We start from the raw sequence: 15,823 nt of genomic DNA, 5'->3' as shown, positions 1-15,823 counted from the left end.
CGCGCCGCCGCGTGCGCGTCACGGGCGCGGCGTGCCGCTGAGCATGACGGTGCTGTAGCCGCCCAACTCATCTAGCACAGGATGCGCGCCGACGCCGATCTCGACCGGGATCGGGTTGAGCAGGATGGCGCGGTGGGGCGGGCTGTTCAGCAGTCCCTGCACGGCGTAGTACACCTCGTGACTGCCGCAACTGACCGCCTCGCCGTTGTAGTGACCGGGGTAGCCGGCCCACTCTACGCGGTCTCCTGGCTCCGTGCCGTCGGTGCCCCGGTGCCCGCGTCCGCCGCCGCAATCGCCGCGCGGCACCTTGTTGATGCCGAGGTCATACGCATGGCGGCGGGCGGCGAGGGTGAGGAGCGGGTGCTCGCGGAGCGGGTGCAGTCCGTGGCGGACGCGTTCCTCGTTGAGCAGGCGAATGAACTCCAGTTCCCACTGGCGGTTGACCGGCGGGTACGGCTCCGGGCGGACGACGAGCGGCAGGTAGACGCGAAACGCGGCGGCGTCCGCGCCTGCGATCTCGTCGGCGGGCGGCGCGGCGTCGGGGCGCAGCGCCGTAGACGTGCCGGTTGGCGTCGGGATCGGATCAAGCGGCGGCGCGTCCTGAGCGGCGGCGACGGCGCTTAGCATGAGCGTGAGCAAGATCGCTGCCAGCGGCAGCGCGATGGCGCGGCGTGGTGCAGTGCGGTGCATGGTTCGTTGTCCTTTGCGTTGGTTCATTGATAGCAGCGCTTACTTCGTTGACGGCGGATCGAGATCGAGCAGGATGAGCATAAAAGACGATACGGGTTCCTGTTCAAACCCCGGCATGGGGAAGAAGGCGACGCCTGCGGCGTCGATGCCCTCAAAATCGTCGGCGTCGAGGATGCGGCGCAGGTCGACGTCGCCGACGATGCACGGGTCGCCGTGGTTGAGATTGGCGGCGACGACGCCGGGAACAAGCATGGAACGCTTCAACTTCGGAATCAGGTTGCGTTCGCGGGCGACGCGCTCCAGGCGATTGAAGTCGCCGCCGTAGACGGTTTCGACGTACCAGAAGTCGGCGGCGGCGGCGTCGAGGGCGGGATCGAAGGTCAGGTCGCGTCCAGCGACGCAAGCGATGGCGGCGTGAAAGCGCGACGCAACGCTGGCGTCGGGGCGGCGCGTTGCGGGATCGATCTCGACGACGCCGCCGGATGTATCGATGCGCTCGGTGGACGATATGGGAACGGCGGCGGGACGCGACACAGGGGGCAGCGAGTCGGGCGGTGCGACGGTCGGTTCGATCACGGCGGCGTTCGGGTCGCCGAGCGGCGTGGCGCTGCGAGCGGGCGTGAGCGCAACGCCCGCGATGACGACGACGAAAGCGACGACGATCAGTGCAAAGGCGATGACGCCGAGGTTGCGGCGCACAAGCAGGGTCAGGGTCAGCATGGCATCTCCGTTTCTGGTGCGATGTGGCGACGATTGCTATGGACGCACGCCGCGCGTTTCTCCTGTTCGACAATCCAACAGACCACAACGCCCTCGTCGGCGGCAAACATTTGAACCGCCCACGTGTCCCGCCGCCGGGCGGGGGACGGGGGGGCGGATGCGGCATCCGATCCGGCGCCGCACGCCGCGTTACAGGCAGGCGTCTTGTCAGCAGTTGCTGCGTGGTATCTCGTGGCACTGGCATCGTCCCGTTGCGCCGGCGCTGCATCGCGTCGGAAGTCTCGCTGACCAGGGCGATCCGCCAACCACGCAAACGGCGTCCGGTGCGCGGGAGACGCAGCTTCGCGCACGAACGCCGTCTGCAGGTCGCGGCTGGGGGTTGGTTCCCTGCTGCGTGTCTGGTTTACTCTGTTCGATAGTATAGCCGCCGAGCGCCGAAATGAGAAGACCAACCATCTCCCACCTTTGTACCGGCAGGAATGCGACATTGGTACTATGCCCGGTGCAATCTCCAAAGCAGATCAGGTGACGATTCTGTGGCAGGATGGCTTGACGCAACGATTGCAACGGCGTACAATCGTTCGGGTTTATTGTTCGCCGGTTTTTCACAACTGGCGAGAGTACGTGGTACCGTGGTTCTATGCGCCTGCTCCATCTCGCGGATCTGCACATCGGCATCGAGAATTATGGGCGCGTCGATCCGGCGACCGGATTGCACAGCCGCCTGCGCGACTATCTGGAACGCCTGGATGAGGCGATCGATATCGGGCTTGATGCGGGGGTCGATGCGGTTCTGATCGCGGGGGATGTCTACAAAAACCGCACCCCCAATCCCACGCAGCAGCGCGAGTTTGCCCGGCGCATCCATCGCCTGCGCGCGCTTGGGTTGCCGGTGCTCATTCTCACCGGCAATCACGATGTATCGCCAGCAGCCGGGCGCGCCCACGCAGTCGAAATCTTTGACACGCTGGCGGTCGATGGGGTGACCATCGCCGATAGACCGCGCATCCACACCCTGCACACCCGATCCGGTCCGCTTCAGGTGATTGCGCTGCCCTGGGTGACGCGCCACGCGCTGCTGACCAGGGAGGAATTGCGCATGGCATCGTTTCTGGAGGTCGAAACGATGCTGATCGAGCGGGTGGAACGATTTTTGCGCCAGGCGGCCGACGATGTCGATCCGACCCTGCCGACCGTGTTGACCGTCCATGGGACTATCGACGGCGCGACGTTCGGCGCAGAGCGGCAGGTGTTGCTGGGACGCGATCTGGTGTATCCGCGCAGCCTGGTGGCGCTGCCGAATGTCGATTATGTCGCCATGGGGCACATCCATCGTCATCAGGCGCTCGGCGACCATCCGCCGATTGTGTATCCCGGCAGCATCGAGCGCATCGATTTTGGGGAAGAGGGGGAAGACAAGGGATGCATTATCGTCGATCTGGGCGCGAAGGGTGAGACGCAGTGGCGCTTCCACAAATTGTCGGCGCGCCCGTTTGTCACGATTGCGGTCGACGTGCGTGGCGTGAGCGACCCGATGGAACCGGTGTTGAGCGCGATTGGACGACGTTCGCTGCGCGGCGCGGTGGTGCGGCTGAAGATCGAGGCGCGTCCCGAACAGGAAGGCATGGTGCGAACGGAAGCGATCCGGCAGGCGATTGAGGAGGCAGGCGCATCGTTTGTCGCGGCCGTAGCGGTTGAAGTTGAACGCAGTGCGCGCGGACGCCTGGCGCGTGACGATACGAGCGTGCTCGATGGATTGACGCCGCGCCGCGCGCTGGAGTTGTACCTGCGCCAGAAGACGCCCCCGCTTGCCGAAGAGCGAATTGCCGCGCTCCTCGCTGCCGCCGATGAACTGTTGAATGAGGGGGACGGGATGGGTGTTCAGAGTCAGTAAATGCCTTCGCGATTGGCGATGGTTCCAGGGGTTTTATGATCCGGACGGATCGGGCGGCGCAAGGCGTTCTCCCACGGCGCGATGCACATCGGTCGCCATGCGGATCGCTTCTTCTGCATCGCGCGCACTGTAGAACTCGGCGGGGATAACGTCCTGGAGCGCATTGGGATAGCGCGCTTCGACGTAATAGTAGTCCAGTGTCTTGACGGTTTCCTTCAGACCGGCAAAAAAGGGGTCATAACGCGCGGCGAGGTCGCAGAGTTTGAAGATTGAATGGGTGAAGATGAGTTCTTCTCCCTGGCTGAAGAGATACGCTTTCAGCGCCTTTTCCGCCGTTTGCTGCGCCAGAAAACAGCACGTGTCATACTTCCCGGCTTGCGCCGCAATGGGAAGGAAGGCGAGATCGGCGCTCGCCTGACGCCACCAGCGGTCGGATTCACGTTGTGGGTCGTTCATAGATCACCTGACTGTGGTGCAGCGCGTGTTTCCAGAACGGTCTCTGTCGTGCGCGCTCGAAATCGGTTATGCTGTACGCCAGAATATCAACGCCTTCGCTGCTGTCGATGACACTGTACACCCAGCGCGTCAACTCGCGCGGCGAGCGGGGATCATCGAACAGCGCCAGCAGATCGATGTCGCTGAACAGCGAGATATTGCCGCGCGCCACCGAACCGAAGAGAATAACCCTGACGGCGCCGAGCGCGCCGATCTGTTCCGCCAGACGGCGGGCTTCGTTCAGTAATGTTTCGCGGCGCTGCGGCGATGCGCGCATAAGAGTACGCACCAGAACTGAACACTGACAACCGGAACCTGCTCTCGTGCTGAAGGGTATGATAACACACTGGAAGGACGCACCGCTGTCGCAGGCGGCGATGCGGAACTCCTGCTATCCTGTCGGCGTCTTGAGAGTACAGATGCTCTGTGACGCAAGGAGAGATGATGATATGCCTCCGCTCTACCGCCGGTTTGCGATCCTGTTGATACTTGCGGTGACTCTCGCCGCATGCGGCGGACCGCGCCCGCAACCAACCCCAACCCCGGTGACTGCGCAACCCACTCCGGTTGCCCCGCAACGGGATATTCCCCCACCGCCGGATCGCGCGGCGCCGATCCTGGTCGCCCGCTCGCCCGAACCGGGACAGGCGCTCGATCCGGGCGCGCCGATTGAACTGGTCTTCGACCGTCCGATGGATCGCGCGTCGGTTGCGGCGGCGCTGAATATCGCCGGGGTGACCGGCGCGATTGAATGGCGCGATGCGCGCACGGTGCGCTTCGTTCCGTCCGCGCCACTGCAACGCGCTTCCACGTATGAGGTGTTCCTGCGCGAAACGGCGAAAGGCGCGGACGGCTTGCCACTCGCGGCGCCGGTGCGCTTCCGCTTCGCCACTGCTGGATTCCTCGAGGTCGGGCAGGTGATCCCTGCTGACGGCGCGGCTGATGTGCAGCCCAATTCGACCATCACGGTCTTCTTCAACCGTCCGGTTGTGCCGCTCACGGCGATCGAGTCGCAGGCGAACCTGCCGCAACCGGTGACATTCGACCCGCCGATCGCGGGGCGCGGGGAATGGCTGAATACCGCCATTTATACGTTCGTCCCGGCAGCGCCGCTTGCCGGCGGCGCGACCTACACCGGACGCATCGCCGCAGGTCTGACCGATGTGACCGGCAATCCGCTCCAGTCGGAGTACACCTGGCGTTTCACCGTCGCCCGTCCGCAGGTGGTGATGATTGACCCATCCGATGGCGCAACCCTTGTGCCACTGCAACCACGCATCACGTTGCGCTTCAATGTGCCGGTCGATCCTGCATCGGCGCGCGCCGCATTTCGTCTGAGTCAGCCGGATGGCGCCCCTATTCCTGGCGATCTCCAGATTGACGGTGAGACGCTGGTGTTCACGCCGTCGCAGCGGCTGGACTTCGAGACGCGCTACACGGTCGAAGTGGCTGCCGGTCTGACGGGTGTTTCCGGCGGTCTCGGCATGGCAAACGATTTTCGCGCAACCCTGCAAACGGTTCCACGATTGCGCATTCTAGAGACCGATCCGCGCGATGGCGAGACGGATGCGCGGCGCGGCGGTTTGACGATCCGGTTCAATGCGCCGGTCGATCCGGCGACGGTGCTGCCGAATGTTGCGATCACGCCACAGCCGACGGAGGTGTACACCTATTTCAATGAGTATGACAATACGTTCTTCATCAGTTTCGACACGCGCCCTTCGACGGCGTATACGATTGCGATCGGACCGGATATCGCCGATCCTTACGGGAGTCGCACCGGTCAGTCCCTGACGGTGCGCTTCCGCACTGCGCCGCTGGATCCATGGGTCTATCCGCTGACACCCGGTTTCATCACGACGTTCGACGCTAACCGCGCGCCCCGGATTGCGCTGATGGCAACCAATGTCACCAGTGCGTCGCTGAGGCTCTACCGTCTGCCGATCGAGGCGCTGCTGCGCCGCGACATCCTCGGACCCGATGGTGCATCCCCTGCTTCCGGCGCGACGCTTGTGCGCAGCTGGCGCGAGCAGTTCAGCGTGCCGCGTGATGAACCGACGCCGGTGCGCGTCGATCTGGTCGAGGGGGGTGGTCGCCTCGATCCTGGACTGTACCTGCTGCTGCTGGATCTTCCCTCCGGCTATCCTGAGGCGCGAGTGCTGGCAGTGTCGCCGCTGCACCTGACACTGAAGGCGGCGGAACGCAATGCGCTGGTGTGGGCGAATGACCTGACGACCGGCGCGCCGGTTTCCGGTCTGACGCTGGAGTTGTTCGATGAGCAGGGCGGTTCGCTTGGAACGGCGACCACCGACGCGAATGGGGTGGCGACGGCGACGCTCAACCGCACCCAATACCGTGGAATGATCGCAGTGGCGCGGCAACCGTTCGCCATTTTCGGCGCAGACTGGAGCGCCGGCGTCAGCCCATGGGATTTCAGCCTCCCGGCATCATTCGATCTGCCAGAAGTCATCGCCTATGTCTACACCGACCGCCCGATCTATCGTCCCGGTCAGCGGGTGTGGTTCAAGGGCGCAGTGCGCGCCGATAACGATGTGCGCTACACCCTCATGCAGGGGTTGAACGCGGCGCAGGTCACGGTCTACGATGCCGCTGGCGAAGCGGTCTTCCAGCAGGCGGTGAATCTGAACCAGAACGGCGCCTTCGACGGCGGGTTCACGCTGGCGAATGGCGCGCCGACTGGTGAGTACGCTATCAGTCTGAATATCGGCGGTCAGGTGTTCCGTTTCCCCTTCCAGGTCGCCGCTTACCGTCCGCCGGAGATCGAAGTCACGGTGACGCCGCGCGCTGCTGAGGTTGTGCGCGGCACGCCAACCGATGCGACGGTGCGCGCCGGGTATTTCTTCGGCGCGCCAGCCGCGAACCTGCCGGTGCAGTGGAATGCGCTGGCGGAACCGTTCGCGCCTGCGCCCGATTGGGCAGGCAGGTACACCTTCGGCGAATATGGCGATCTGTGGATTTGCCGTTTCTGCTGGTGGGTTCCATCGCCTCCGCCGCAACCGATCCTCTCCGGCAGCGCGACGACCGATGCGCAGGGGGAGGCGATCATCAGTCTGCCGGGTGAACTGCGCGACTCGGAAGGGAATGTCATCACGCGCAGCGTGCGCCTCACCGTCGAGGCGACCGTCACCGGGCGCGACAATCAGGCGATCAGCGGGCGCAGCACCGTCATCGTGCATGCCAGCGACCTGTACGTCGGTCTGGCGCCGCGCGCGTATGTCGGCAGGGCAGGCGTTGCGCAGCAGATCGATCTGGTGACGATCGACACACGCGGCAATCGTCTGGCAAACCGCACGGTCGAAATCGAACTGGTGCGCACCACGTGGGAGAACCGCTTCGTGCAGGATGACGCTGGCGGACGGTGGGAATCGCGCGAGGTGCGCGAGCCTGCCAGCACGCAGACGGTCACGACCGACGGGAATGGCGATGCAGTCATTTCGTTTACCCCCGACAAAGGCGGCGCTTATCTGGTGCTGGCGCGCACACGCGACGCTGGCGGGCGCGAGGCGCGTTCATCGCTCTACGTCTGGGTGTACGGCGGCGATGCGCTCTGGCTGCGCGAGAATAACGACCGCATCAACCTGATCGCCGACAAAGGCGAGTATCGCCCCGGCGAGACGGCGACCATCCTCATCCCCTCGCCGTTCACCGGACCGCACTGGGCGCTGCTGACCGTCGAGCGCGGCGGTGTGCTGAGCCACGAGGTGCGCCGGGTCAGCGGCGGCAGCCTGGTCTATCAACTGCCGATCACCCCAGAGCACGCGCCGAACATTTTCGTCTCGGCGGTGCTGTTCGCGCCGCCCGACAGCAATGGCGCACCGGCGGATTACAAGGTCGGCATCCTGCCGCTGAGCGTGACACCCGTCCTGCAAACCTTGCAGGTCGCCGTGACAACCACAACGCCACAGGCAGCGCCTGGCGACACGGTGCAGTTTGAGGTGCGCGTCACTGATGTGACAGGCGCGCCGGTGGCGGCGGAACTGTCGCTCGACCTGGTCGACAAAGCGGTGCTGTCGCTGCAACCGCGCGAGCCAGACGCGATCGTGCAGGCATTCTACGGTCGTCGTCCGCTGGGGGTGTTTACCGGCGCCGGGCTGTCGGTCGCCGCCGAGCGATTCGAGCGGTTGCTGGACGAGGCGCAACGCAATGCGCCTCCGGGCGCGGGCGCGGCTGGACCGGAGGCTGCCGTACCGATGGTCGGGGCAGCGCCGACAGAAGCGCCGGCAGCGGCAATGCCTGCGCGCGCAGGAGACGCCGCACTTCAACAGGGATTGACCATCCGCCAGGAGTTTGCCGATACCGCATTCTGGCAGGCGATTGTGGCGACCGATGCCAGCGGGCGCGCCAGCGTGCAGGTGACGCTGCCCGACAACCTGACGACGTGGGTGATGCGCGGCGTGGCGCTCACCGCCGATACGCGCGTCGGCGAAGGGACCGGCGAACTGATTAGCACCAAACCGCTGCTGATCCGTCCGGTCACGCCGCGTTTCTTCGTCGTCGGTGATGTGGTGGAGCTGACGGCGAATGTCAGTAATCGCACGAATGCGCCACTGGCGACAGAGGTGACACTGGGCGCCGATGGGGTGACGGTCAACGCGCCAATCACGCAGACGATCCAGGTTCCGGCGAACGGCGAGGCGTCGGCGACCTGGCAGGTGACCGTCCTCGATGTCGAGGCGGTCGATCTGGTGTTCAGCGTAGTATCCGGTCAGCTGAGCGATGCGGCGCGACCGCGGATCGCCAGCGCGCCAGGTGGACGCATTCCGGTCTATCGCTACAGCGCACCGCAGACGGTTGCGACCGGTGGGCAGATCGACACGGCAGGCGCGCGGGTCGAGGCGGTGGCATTGCCGCCGAATGTCGATGCGCGCCTGGGAGAACTGCGCGTTCGGATCGATCCCTCGCTGGCAGCCGGCGTGCTCGACGGCTTGCGGGCGCTGGAGGAATACCCGTATGAGTCGGTCGATGCAACCGTGTCGCGCTTCGTGCCGAGTGTGGCTGCGCTGCGGGCGCTGCGTCAGTTGGGCGTGGCGAATGCCGAACTGGAGGCGCGTTTGCCAGCGCTGGTGACCGATGCGCTCGACCGGCTCTCCCTGTGGCAGAACGCAGACGGCGGATGGGGCTGGTGGGCGGAGGATGAGAGCAATCCGTATATGAGCGCGTATGTAGTGTTCGGCATGCTGCGCGCGCGCGAAGCAGGTTTCACCGTGCGTGATGATACACTGGCGCGCGGGATGGAGTATCTCGTCGCGCAACTCGCCGACGACGCCGATGTGCGCACTGTGCAGCAGGCGAACCGGCAGGCATGGCTGCTCTACGTGCTTGCCGATGGCGGCAGACCGGACGGCAGACGGATGGATGCGCTCTACAACAACCGCGAGCGCCTGGGCGTGTATGGCAAAGCGCTGCTGGCGCTGGCGATCCACCGCGTCAATGCCAGCGATGCCCGCCTGAAAACCCTGCTTTCCGATCTGAACAATTCTGCAATTGTGAGCGCGACCGGGGTCCACTGGGAAGAAGCCGGGCGAGACTATTGGGCGTTCAGCAGTGACATGTGCAGTAGCGCGATTGCGCTCCAGGCGCTCGTGCGGCTCGACCCGCAGAACCAGATCATCCCCAACGCCGTGCGCTGGCTCATGGTCGCTCGCCGCGGCGACGCCTGGCTCTCAACCCAGGAGTCGACGTGGGCGCTGCTGGCGCTGACCGACTGGATGGCGCTGACCGGCGAACTCAGCGGCGACTACGACTATGCCGTCTGGCTGAACGGCAACGAACGCATCGCCGGTCGCATCGACGCCACCAACGTCATGTCGCCGACGGTTGTGCGCATCCCGACGACCGACCTGTTGACCGGCGATCCATCGCTGGTGGCAGTGGGGCGCAGCGAAGGACCGGGGCGGCTGTACTACGCCGCGCACCTGAACCTTGCGTTGCCAGCCGATCAGGTGCAGGCGCTCGACCGGGGCATTGCCGTGACACGCCGCTATGTGGCGGCAGACTGCACCGACGGACCGCGTTGCCCCACGCTGACCAGCGTCAAAGCTGGCGACACCGTGCGGGTCGAACTCTCCATCGTTGCAGAGCGCGATCTCTCCTACGTGCAGGTGACAGACCCACTCCCCGCCGGTGGCGAAGCCATCGACCCGACCCTGGCGACAACCGCGATCGCCACACATGTCGGACCGACACTCCAACCGGCGCCGGACGCTACGACGCCGTACTTCTGGTGGTGGTGGCGCTGGTACGACCGGATTGAACTGCGCGACGAAAAGGTTGCACTGTTCGCCGATTACCTGCCGCGTGGCGCCTACCTCTTCAGTTACACCTTCCGCGCCGTGCAACCCGGCGAATATCGTGTTATTCCGACTATCGCGCAGGAGAGTTTCTTCCCCGAAGTGTTCGGAAGGTCGGATGGGCAACTGTTCACCATCACGCGGTAAGTCTTAAAAAAGCGGTATAATCAGGTTCTGTCAGCACAGCACAAGCGGAGGTCTGCGACCTCCGCCTTATTTTCGCCGGAGGTTCTCATGGCTCCCCAACCTGTACGCACGGTGATGATCGGATGTGGCGGCATGGCGCGTTACCATCTGCGCACCATGTATGAACTACGCGGCAGCACGCAGATTGTTGCCGTATGCGAACCGTCGCCATCCGCTTATGAAGCCACTGCTGCCCTCTTCGAGCAGGCTGGCGTCGCGCCGCCGCCCAACGAGCCGGACCTGGAGAAACTCCTCGCGGAGTATCGCGGCAAACTGGACGCAGCGTTCATCATCACGCCCCATGCCTATCATCACAATCAGGCAAAGGTATGCATGGAAGCCGGTCTCGACGTGCTGCTCGAAAAACCAATGGTCATGAACGCCGACGAGGCGCTCAGCCTGATCGAAACCCGTGATCGCACCGGACGATTGCTGGTGGTCGCGTTTCCTGGAAGCCTCTCGCCCAATGTGCGTACCGCTGTCGCACTGCTACGTTCCGGCGCATTCGGTCGTCTGCTGACGATCAGCGGCGTCGTCTGGCAGAACTGGGGACCGATGACCGTCGGTTCATGGCGACAGCAACCAGAGTTGTCCGGCGGCGGGTTCCTGTTCGATACCGGCGCGCACCTGTTGAACACCGTCGTCGATCTGGCAGGCGAGGATATCGCCGAGGTTGCGGCATACCTGGACAATCAGGGGCGTCCGGTTGAAACGCTGGGCACCGTCATTGCACGCTTGCGGTCAGGGGCGTTGATCACGCTGCATGCGTGTGGCGAAGCCATTCCGTCGTGCCATTCGGACGTGCGGGTCTTCTGCGAGCGCGCCATTCTGTACACCGGGGTCTGGGGCGAGCGGCTCGAGGTGCAGTACAACGGCGACAAACCGCCAGCTGCGATCCCTGTGCCCGAATCGCGCGGCGTATGGGAACAGTTCCTGGCGGTACGCGCCGGCAAACAGGAGAACCCATGCCCGCCGGAAGTGGGACTGCGGATGGCGCGTCTGTGGGATGCCATCCAGGCGTCGGCTGCGCGCGGCGGCGCATCGGTTCGTGTCGTTGAAGGTTGAAGGTTGGAAGGTTGAAGGTTGGAAGGTTGAAGGTTTTCCGGCGACACCCGCGCCATTCCTGGTTGATCCGTCCCAGGCACAGGGCAAACCCTGTGCCTTCGCACAAAACGCGGTATGGTACAATACGCGGGATGGAAGTTAAAGAAGGCGTCCCAACCGAGCATATGCCCGGTGAAACATCCGATATTTATCACGCTTATGCGCCCTTCTACGACGGGAGTGGTCAGATCCGATTTGCAGTCCTGTTCGCTCACTACCTCCTGGGCGACATCCTGCCCCGGCATCCGGTCGCCGGGCGCCGGGTTCTTGATCTCGCCTGCGGCACGGGAACCCTGGCGCTCGTTCTTGCCGACGCCGGATGGCAGGTCATCGGCATCGACCGATCGCCAGCAATGCTCGCAATTGCACGCAACCGCGCGCAAACAGTGGAACCCGCCTTCCGTCCATGCTTCATCGAGGCGGATATGCGACGATTCTGGCAGACAGCAGACCGGGGCATTGATTGCGAGTGGTTCAACCAGGTGCAGCCAGATTCCTTTCATCTGGTCACCTGCACCTACGACAGCCTCAACTATATGCTGACCGAAGAAGACCTGGCGGCGTGCTTCGCAACCGCTGCCAAAGCACTGGTTTCAGGAGGATTGTTCCTTGGAGACATGAACACGCGCCACTTTCTCGAGCATGAGTGGGGCGAGGTTGAGATCATCGAACGGCCCGGTTTCATTCAGATCAATCGCAGTCGTTTCGACCCGGAAACCGCCTGTTCGACAATGCGCCTGATCGGGTTTGTCGGTAACGACGATGACGGGTACGAACGCTTCGAGGAGATCCATGTCGAACGCGCCTATCCGCCAGAAACGGTCGCAGCATTGATCACCGGCGCCGGGTTGATGATCGAAGCAGTGTATGATTGTTTCACCACGCAACCGATCAGCGAGCGCACGCAGCGCATTGTATGGGTTGCCCGGAAGCGGTAGGCGCCTGTGAAGAAGGTCATTGTTGTCACAACCGGCGGGAGTATTGCATTCAAACGCAACGCAGCAACCGGCGCCATCGTTCCAATCGATGGCGAGGATATGCTCGCCCAACTGATGAACAGCGGCATTGCGGCAGAATTCAGCGAATTCAGCAGTCTGCCGGGCAGCCACATTACTCCAGCTCAGGGGTTGGAACTCGCGCGCCAGATTGATACGCTCCTGGACGACGAGACGGTGTCTGGCGTCGTCGTCACGCATGGAACCGATACGCTGGAAGAGACGGCATATCTCCTCGATCTGACCATCAGCCGTGACAAACCGGTGATCATCACCGGCGCTGCGCGTCCTCCAACGACCCCTGGCTACGATGGTTTGTCCAATCTCGCCAGCGCTATCCATGTCGCGGCAGCAACGGAAGTGCGCGAGACTGGCGTGCTGGTTGTGTTTGCCGGACAGATCTTCGCTGCCGCCGACGTGCAAAAGATATACAATCAATCCATCGAGGCGTTTGCCGCGCCCGGATCGGGTCCGATCGGCTGGATCGTGGCAGATCGCATCTGGTTGCGTCACCGTCCGGCGCAGCGGATGCACATTCCCTGTATGCACCTCGAAGAGCGGGTCGATCTCATCACCCTCGGTCAGGGAAGTGACGACCGGTTGCTGCGCCATGCAATTGCCGATCGCGTAGCCGGGATCGTCATCGAAGCATTTGGCAGCGGTCGCGTGCCTCCCTGGTGGTTGCCCGCCATTCAGGAAGCGCTTGCGCAACGCATTATGGTCGTGATTGCGACGCGCACCGGTAATGGTGTTCTGTACGATGAGTACGGCTACGTTGGCGCCTACCATGACCTTGCCCGCCTGGGAGTGCTGTTCGCCCATCACCTGAACGGTCCAAAAGCGCGGATCAAACTGATGCTGGCGTTGGGCGCGGTGCGCCGTCCGGAGGATGTGCGCGTCTGGTTCCCGTAGGGTATCGTTGCCCGATCCACGATGGAGCGCCGAACAATGAGCGCGTCACAGAATGGCATAGTGCAATGAATGCAGAACTGGTGATCTATGCTGCTCACGATCGACATTGGCAACACGAATATCAAAATCGGCGTCTATCAGGATGAGCGTCTCACGGCGCACTGGCGTGTTACGACGGAACGCCATCGGCTTGCTGACGAATACCTGGTGCTCTTGCACAATCTGTTCGACCTTGGCGGCATCGATCCGCGTGAGATTGATGGGTGCGCCATCTCGTGCGTGGTGCCGCCGCTGACCGGTGAGTTCCGCACGCTGTGCCGCACCTACTTCCGTGTCGAGCCGCTGATGGTCAACGCAACAACGCCAACCGGGCTGCGCTACAACGTCGATACGCCTGCTGAGCTTGGCGCCGACCGGATCGCCAACTCGCTGGCAGCCTTCCGCCGGTATGGCGGTCCGGTCATTGTGCTGGCATTCGGCACGGCCACCACCTTCGATGTGATCACCGCCGATGGCGAGTATATCGGCGGTGCGATTGCTCCCGGCATCGGCATTTCCGCCGATGCGCTCTTCCGCCTGGCGGCGAAGCTCTATCAGGTCGAACTGGTGCGTCCGCCGAGTGTTATCGGGAAGAATACGATCCATCATATGCAGTCGGGTGTCATCCTGGGATATGCCGGGCTGGTCGAGGGATTGGTGAATCGAATGCAGGCTGAACTGGGCACATCCTGCCCGGTGGTGGCTACGGGGGGATTGGCGGAATTGATCGCCGCCGAAACTGAAGCCATTACCACGGTTGAACCGTATCTTACGCTGGAAGGATTGCGACTGATCTACGAAATGAATCGCTCATGAGCACAACAGTGTTACCGCCGCCCGACAAAAAAGCCGAATATGTCGAGCGGATGTTCAGCCGGATTGCGCCCGGCTACGATACCATGAACGGCATCATAACCCTGGGGTTGGACCGGGAGTGGCGCGCGACGACGGTTGCCCTTGCCGCGCCGCCGAGTTGCGGTCGCGCGCTCGATATTGGCACCGGCACCGGCGACTTCCTGGTGGAACTGACGGCGTGGATGCCGGACGGACTGGCGGTCGGGGTGGATTTTACCGTGCCGATGATGCGCGCTGGTCTCCCCAAGATCAGGGACAGACGCGCAGTGTTTGTGGCGGGTGACGCACTGAAGCTGCCGTTCGCCGATGAGAGTTTCGACGCCATCACAACCGGCTTTACCCTGCGGAATGTGACCGACATTGCCGCAGCATTCCGCGAAATGTGGCGGGTCGCGCGTGTCGGTGCAACCGTCGCGTGCCTGGAAGTCGCCCGCCCGCGCCACCCGCTGCTGCGAGCAGGACACTGGTTCTATTTCCAGCGGATTGTGCCGTTGATGGCGCGCGCGCTCGGCGCCGATCCTGAAGCCTACACCTACCTGCCGCAGTCGGCGCGCATTTTCCCGCCGCCGGAAGAACTGGCGCAGATCATGCGCGCAGCCGGCTGGAGCGACGTGACGTACCGCCTGGTGGGGTTGGGGGCGGCCGCCATCCATACCGGCATCAAACGCGGGTAACACTGCCCGGAGGTCGCTATGCCTCGCCACGATGACGAAACCGAAGAAGAGGAGGAACGACCGCGTCCGCTCCGCCGCCGGGAACTGCGCCGCGAGTCGCTGATGGAGCGTCGCCTGCGCCGCGCGCGCGGTGAAGATGTGGACGATGTAATCGAAGAGGAGCCGCTGTATCTCCCGTATGACCCGGTCAGAACGGTTCGCTACGGTGTGCCGCTGGCGGGAGGAGGATGCGCGGCGACGGCGCTGTACGTGGCGCTCGGCGCCATCACCGTCGTGCTGCTGCTTATGCTCTTCTGGCAACAGGTCGTTGCGACATTTGCGCCGAATGTGCCGCAGCAGGTCTTGCAGGTGATTGCAACCCCCACGCCGACAATCCGTGATCGGGGCGGCGCGATTCAGCAGATGAAGAACCTCAACCGCCTGGAAACGCAGCGTTTCTCTATCGAGCGGGTGGTCGAAGCTTCAACAGCGCGGGGTGATCCGCTCGACGCGCTCCTTGGCGAGCGCCTGCTGCTGATCGCCAGCGGCGATGTGGTTGCCGGGGTCGATCTGAGCAAACTGACCGAGCGCGACATCATCATTTCGCCTGATGGCGCCAGCGTCACGCTTACCCTTCCCGCCTCCGAAATTTTCAGCGCGCGCCTGAACAACGAACGCACCCGCGTCTACGACCGCCAGACACGCCTGCTCACCCAACTGACCGGCGGACAGGATCCGAACCTGGAGACGCAGGCGCGCCAGGAGGCGGAACGCCAGATTCTGGCAGCGGCATGCGAAAATGGCATCATGCAGCGCGCCGCCGATGAAGCCAAACGCTCGATGGAGCAGTTTCTCCGCCTGCTCGAATTCGAGCAGATCACCGTGATTGCAACGCCGGGACCGTGCGTTGTTGAACAGCGGTAAAGATGCTCCTATAATCATTTTGCGGCAATGAATGTCGTTGTCGCT

General features: G+C 63.5%; 12 protein-coding genes. 8 read left to right on the top strand and 4 right to left on the bottom strand.

Translation table 11 applies throughout. The annotated features are described in order from the left end of the window. Window positions 1-18 precede the first annotated feature (18 nt). Both ROSERS_RS11320 and ROSERS_RS11315 read right to left on the bottom strand, forming a co-directional pair. Window positions 19-690: a CAP domain-containing protein gene (locus ROSERS_RS11320; RefSeq protein WP_041333526.1), complete on the bottom strand. Its 672-nt coding sequence runs from the start codon at window positions 688-690 to the stop codon at window positions 19-21. 39 nt (window positions 691-729) lie between these two features. Beyond that, window positions 730-1,410 (bottom strand): hypothetical protein, encoded by a 681-nt coding sequence (locus ROSERS_RS11315; RefSeq protein ID WP_011956920.1) that lies wholly within the window; start codon window positions 1,408-1,410, stop codon window positions 730-732. 640 nt (window positions 1,411-2,050) lie between these two features. On the opposite strand from ROSERS_RS11315, the gene ROSERS_RS11310 reads away from it, so the two are divergent. Then, window positions 2,051-3,304, top strand: a complete 1,254-nt coding sequence (locus tag ROSERS_RS11310) for a metallophosphoesterase family protein (RefSeq protein WP_011956919.1) — start codon at window positions 2,051-2,053, stop codon at window positions 3,302-3,304. A gap of 33 nt (window positions 3,305-3,337) precedes the next feature. Here the strand turns inward: ROSERS_RS11310 and ROSERS_RS11305 are convergent, their stop codons facing one another. Both ROSERS_RS11305 and ROSERS_RS11300 read right to left on the bottom strand, forming a co-directional pair. Further along, window positions 3,338-3,760 (bottom strand): HEPN domain-containing protein, encoded by a 423-nt coding sequence (locus tag ROSERS_RS11305; protein ID WP_011956918.1) that lies wholly within the window; start codon window positions 3,758-3,760, stop codon window positions 3,338-3,340. Continuing rightward, window positions 3,741-4,076, bottom strand: a complete 336-nt coding sequence (locus tag ROSERS_RS11300; RefSeq protein WP_011956917.1) for a nucleotidyltransferase domain-containing protein — start codon at window positions 4,074-4,076, stop codon at window positions 3,741-3,743. The genes ROSERS_RS11305 and ROSERS_RS11300 overlap by 20 nt, the downstream gene beginning before the upstream one ends. Before the next feature lie 172 nt (window positions 4,077-4,248). Between ROSERS_RS11300 and ROSERS_RS11295 the strand changes: the two genes are divergently transcribed. The 7 genes from ROSERS_RS11295 (at window position 4,249) to ROSERS_RS11265 (ending at window position 15,778) form a co-directional block, all read left to right on the top strand. After that, window positions 4,249-10,257, top strand: a complete 6,009-nt coding sequence (locus ROSERS_RS11295) for an Ig-like domain-containing alpha-2-macroglobulin family protein (protein WP_011956916.1) — start codon at window positions 4,249-4,251, stop codon at window positions 10,255-10,257. 87 nt (window positions 10,258-10,344) lie between these two features. After that, window positions 10,345-11,361 (top strand): Gfo/Idh/MocA family protein, encoded by a 1,017-nt coding sequence (locus tag ROSERS_RS11290; RefSeq protein ID WP_011956915.1) that lies wholly within the window; start codon window positions 10,345-10,347, stop codon window positions 11,359-11,361. A 131-nt stretch (window positions 11,362-11,492) separates the two neighbouring features. Continuing rightward, window positions 11,493-12,338 carry a class I SAM-dependent DNA methyltransferase gene (locus ROSERS_RS11285; protein ID WP_232282826.1) on the top strand — a complete coding sequence of 282 codons (846 nt, stop codon included), beginning with the start codon at window positions 11,493-11,495 and terminating at the stop codon, window positions 12,336-12,338. A 6-nt stretch (window positions 12,339-12,344) separates the two neighbouring features. Continuing rightward, window positions 12,345-13,307, top strand: a complete 963-nt coding sequence (locus tag ROSERS_RS11280; RefSeq protein WP_011956913.1) for an asparaginase — start codon at window positions 12,345-12,347, stop codon at window positions 13,305-13,307. Window positions 13,308-13,394: 87 nt separating this feature from the next. Then, window positions 13,395-14,162, top strand: coding sequence for a type III pantothenate kinase (locus tag ROSERS_RS11275; RefSeq protein ID WP_011956912.1), 768 nt, complete (start codon window positions 13,395-13,397; stop codon window positions 14,160-14,162). Further along, window positions 14,159-14,875, top strand: coding sequence for a ubiquinone/menaquinone biosynthesis methyltransferase (locus tag ROSERS_RS11270; RefSeq protein WP_011956911.1), 717 nt, complete (start codon window positions 14,159-14,161; stop codon window positions 14,873-14,875). The genes ROSERS_RS11275 and ROSERS_RS11270 overlap by 4 nt, the downstream gene beginning before the upstream one ends. A gap of 18 nt (window positions 14,876-14,893) precedes the next feature. Further along, the gene (locus ROSERS_RS11265; RefSeq protein WP_011956910.1) at window positions 14,894-15,778 is read left to right on the top strand and encodes a DUF4230 domain-containing protein; all 885 of its coding nucleotides are present in this window, start codon (window positions 14,894-14,896) and stop codon (window positions 15,776-15,778) included. The last annotated feature ends 45 nt before the right edge of the window (window positions 15,779-15,823 follow it).

This window comes from Roseiflexus sp. RS-1 (assembly GCF_000016665.1).
GTDB lineage: Bacteria > Chloroflexota > Chloroflexia > Chloroflexales > Roseiflexaceae > Roseiflexus.
This window is presented reverse-complemented; position numbering and strand designations above follow the sequence as displayed.

Excerpts from the sequence above, each read along its gene's own strand:
- ROSERS_RS11310 (WP_011956919.1), top strand. The coding sequence starts at position 2,051 with ATGCGCCTGCTCCATCTCGCGGATCTGCACATCGGCATCGAGAATTAT.
- ROSERS_RS11295 (WP_011956916.1), top strand. The coding sequence starts at position 4,249 with ATGCCTCCGCTCTACCGCCGGTTTGCGATCCTGTTGATACTTGCGGTG.
- ROSERS_RS11320 (WP_041333526.1), bottom strand. The coding sequence starts at position 690 with ATGCACCGCACTGCACCACGCCGCGCCATCGCGCTGCCGCTGGCAGCG.
- ROSERS_RS11270 (WP_011956911.1), top strand. The coding sequence starts at position 14,159 with ATGAGCACAACAGTGTTACCGCCGCCCGACAAAAAAGCCGAATATGTC.
- ROSERS_RS11300 (WP_011956917.1), bottom strand. The coding sequence starts at position 4,076 with ATGCGCGCATCGCCGCAGCGCCGCGAAACATTACTGAACGAAGCCCGC.
- ROSERS_RS11285 (WP_232282826.1), top strand. The coding sequence starts at position 11,493 with ATGGAAGTTAAAGAAGGCGTCCCAACCGAGCATATGCCCGGTGAAACA.
- ROSERS_RS11275 (WP_011956912.1), top strand. The coding sequence starts at position 13,395 with ATGCTGCTCACGATCGACATTGGCAACACGAATATCAAAATCGGCGTC.
- ROSERS_RS11305 (WP_011956918.1), bottom strand. The coding sequence starts at position 3,760 with ATGAACGACCCACAACGTGAATCCGACCGCTGGTGGCGTCAGGCGAGC.
- ROSERS_RS11290 (WP_011956915.1), top strand. The coding sequence starts at position 10,345 with ATGGCTCCCCAACCTGTACGCACGGTGATGATCGGATGTGGCGGCATG.
- ROSERS_RS11315 (WP_011956920.1), bottom strand. The coding sequence starts at position 1,410 with ATGCTGACCCTGACCCTGCTTGTGCGCCGCAACCTCGGCGTCATCGCC.
- ROSERS_RS11265 (WP_011956910.1), top strand. The coding sequence starts at position 14,894 with ATGCCTCGCCACGATGACGAAACCGAAGAAGAGGAGGAACGACCGCGT.